This window comes from uncultured Campylobacter sp. (assembly GCF_938045595.1).
GTDB lineage: Bacteria > Campylobacterota > Campylobacteria > Campylobacterales > Campylobacteraceae > Campylobacter_B.
On sequence record NZ_CALIBB010000316.1, the window covers coordinates 1 to 3,435 of the forward strand.

Consider the following 3,435-nt stretch of genomic DNA (forward strand, 5'->3'; position numbering starts at 1 on the left):
TGACGGAAAAGAGATATTTAAAAAGGGCGATCTTATGTTCCATTTAACTCGAATGGCTTCTTTGGAACATCAAGATAAATATCTAGTGCATGCCACAGCTAAATCTTACGAAGACCCATCAGAAATGGCGGAACTACTATGCGATGAATGCTGGCGTGCCCTTGACGAAAAATTTAGATTCTGCTTCTTGCCCTATGAAAGAGAGATCTTAAAAGAGCTTGCAGAACTTATTTATAAATACTTTAAAGATCAAAGCTTGTTAGAGGGAGATACTTATGACTATCTAGTCTATCAGAACAAATCCTGGGTAGAAGTCAGAGAGCTAGCCTTAAAGACTTTGTATACCTTCGGGTATGATTTGGAAGACTTCGACTATGATTAAACCCATATTAGACTTAGCAGAATGAAATTTATCCTATATATCTTTACTCTGCTGCTATGTCTAAGCACCCGGGCTTCTATAGATATTAATGGTATAAGCGATAGCAAATCAAGCTTCATAGGGGCAGGTATAGGCATAAGCGGTAGTAAAACACAAAAATCAAGGGTTTTTATTCGTAAAATTTAAAAATTCCTAATAAGGAAATAAGATGAAATTTTTAAAACGATACAAAAATATTATTCTATTGCCGTTTATGCTAATTATTTCGTTTTTTGTTTTTCGTATGATTTATACGGAAATAATTAGCGAGTGCGCTCCAATGAGGCTTTTTTCAAAAAATTCTCTAAGTAATAGCGGTTATGTTAAGTTAAAAGCAAAATGTATAAGAAAAGCTTTGGAAAATAACGATACTCACCTTATTATGCAGTATTTTAAAAGAGAAACGAGCGAGTGCCTTGAGATCATTGATGGATCGTCAAAGATCCCACATAATTTAATTAGAGTTAATAGCTTTGAAGAGTGGAAAAAATTAAGGCTTACAGATACTGACAATATCATTTGTCCTATCGGTAATTATAAAAAGAGCGATATTAGCAATGAAGGCAAATAAATTTATAAATTATTCAAATTTACGGCGCCCAAGGCCTATTCATCAAGCGAAGCATTAGCCACAATTTGAAGTGTAAATTTTAAAATTTACTATCTTGCGCCGCGCGTTTTTGCGGCTGTACATCTGATAAATTTAGAAGAGCGCCGCAAAAGGCGCCGTCAAAAAAGCGAAATTTAACGCGAAATTTTATATAATCTCACGATTTAATGCGAGGAGATAGGATGAATAAAAAGGCGTATTTCGGGAGTTTCGGCGGGCAGTTCGTGCCTGAAACGGCAATGTTCGCGCTTGAAGAGCTAGAGGATGCGTACAACACCATAGCGCAGACGAAGGAATTTCGCGAGGAGCTGGACTACTTGCTGCGCGAATACGCTGGGCGTCCGACGCCGTTATATCACGCCGCGCGCCTTAGCGAGCACTACGGGCATGAAATTTATCTAAAGCGCGAGGATCTCAACCATACGGGCGCTCATAAGATCAATAACGCCTTAGCGCAGGCGCTACTCGCCAAAAAAATGGGCAAAAAAAAGATCATCGCAGAAACCGGCGCGGGCCAGCACGGCGTAGCGACGGCGACAGCAGCGGCGCTATTTGGGCTTGAATGCGACGTGTATATGGGCGAGACCGACGCTGCGCGCCAGCAGCTCAACGCCTTTAGGATGCAGCTTTTGGGTGCAAATTTAATCAAAATCGGCACCGGTTTAAAAACGCTCAAAGAGGCGACCACTGCGGCGATTCAGGCGTGGGTGAACGAGATCGAGAGCGTATTTTACGTCATCGGCTCGGCGGTCGGGCCGCATCCGTATCCTAAGATGGTTAGGGAATTTCAGAGCGTCATCGGCACTGAGACCAAATCTCAGCTCGCAAGTAAAGGGATCAAAGCCGACTACGTCCTAGCCTGCGTAGGAGGCGGAAGCAATGCGATAGGAATTTTTAGCGCGTTCGTGGATGATCCTAGCGTGCAACTCATCGGCGTCGAAGCGGGCGGCTTGGGCGCGCATACCCCTTATCATGCAGCGACCATCACTAACGGACGCGCGGGCATCATCCACGGCATGAAAACGATCGTACTGCAGGATAAATTCGGCATGATCGAGCCTGTTCACAGCATCTCGGCGGGGCTTGATTACCCGGGCGTAGGCCCGGAGCACGCGCATCTGCACGAGATAAGTCGCGCAAAATACGAAGCGGTAACCGATGATGAGTGCATCACGGCGCTTAAACTGCTCTGTAGGCTTGAGGGCATCATCCCTGCGATCGAAAGCGCGCACGCATTAGCGTATTTGCAAAAGCTCTGCCCGCAGCTAAAGGGCAAAAAAACGATCGTCGTAAACATAAGTGGCAGGGGCGATAAGGATATGGATACTGTGATGAACTACAAAAAAGGAACGATTTATGGATAAGATCAAGGAGGCCTTCGCCGGCAAAAAGGCGAACATCGGCTACATCGTGGCGGGCTACCCGAGCCCCGCGCACACGAAGGAGTTTTTGTCAAATTTAGACGAAAGCGCGATCGATCTGCTTGAGATCGGTATCCCGTATTCCGACCCGCTCGCAGACGGCCCCGAAATTTTTAAGGCGAGCTTTTCCGCGGTTCAAAATGGCGTAAACGCGGAGAAGGTATTTGAAATTTTAAAAGAGGTGCAAACGCGCAAGCCGCTCGTGTTTTTGGTCTATTACAACGTGATCTTTGCCTACGGCGCGCGCGAGTTTGTAGCGCAGGCGGCGCGCTACGGCATCAGCGGACTAATAATCCCCGATCTGCCGTATGAGGAGAATGAGGAAATTTTCGCGCTTTGCGAGGAGTTTGGTATCGCGCTCATCCCGCTTATCAGTGTTACGAGCGAGCACCGCGCCGCGCGAGTTTTGAGCCGCGCGCGAGGCTTCATCTACGGCGTGGGCGCTATCGGCGTGACCGGAAGCAAGCAAACTCCGATCTCGCGCCTTAAAAATATGGTCGCAGATCTTAAAAAAATGAGCGATCTGCCCGTAGCGATCGGCTTTGGTATCCGCACTGCCGGCGACGTTCGCGCTACGAAAGAATACGCAGACGGCGCTATCATCGGCACCGCGATCGTAAATTTATGCGCGAACTACGGCGGGCGCGAGCTGCAAGGCAAGATCGCCGAACTTTTTAATTAACGGAAAGAGTATGAAAAAGATATTTTTGATTTTAATCGCAAATTTTTGCCTCGGCGCCAATCTGATGCAATACGATCTTTTCAACCACGACGACAGCGTCGACATTGCCTTGGCGTTTGACTCCGCATACAAGCCCGACATCGTGCGCCGCGTCGATGGGCAGTCGATGAGTCTTATTTTAAAAGGGCTTGGCGGCGATGAGAAATTTAACGAAATGCGCACCAACCAAAAGGTGCTTAAAAGCTTTACGATCGCGCCTAAGGGCAAGGATATCGAGATCAATTTCCCCACCGGAGCCGAT

The 3,435-nt window shown here is 46.7% G+C and carries 5 protein-coding genes; all 5 read left to right on the plus strand.

What is annotated here, in order from left to right:
• On the plus strand, positions 1-382 hold a 382-nt coding region (locus Q0340_RS12195), incomplete at its 5' end, for a phytanoyl-CoA dioxygenase (protein WP_298083527.1).
• A 208-nt stretch (positions 383-590) separates the two neighbouring features.
• A complete protein-coding gene (locus Q0340_RS12200; protein ID WP_298083528.1) occupies positions 591-992 on the plus strand; it encodes a hypothetical protein in 402 nt (133 codons plus the stop codon).
• A 221-nt stretch (positions 993-1,213) separates the two neighbouring features.
• Entirely contained in the window at positions 1,214-2,395 is a 1,182-nt protein-coding gene (gene trpB, locus Q0340_RS12205) for a tryptophan synthase subunit beta (protein ID WP_298083529.1), read from the plus strand.
• The gene (gene trpA, locus Q0340_RS12210; protein WP_298083530.1) at positions 2,388-3,134 is read left to right on the plus strand and encodes a tryptophan synthase subunit alpha; all 747 of its coding nucleotides are present in this window, start codon (positions 2,388-2,390) and stop codon (positions 3,132-3,134) included. Before trpB ends, trpA begins: the two co-directional genes overlap by 8 nt.
• A 10-nt stretch (positions 3,135-3,144) precedes the next feature.
• On the plus strand, positions 3,145-3,435 hold a 291-nt coding region (locus tag Q0340_RS12215; protein WP_298083531.1), incomplete at its 3' end, for a hypothetical protein.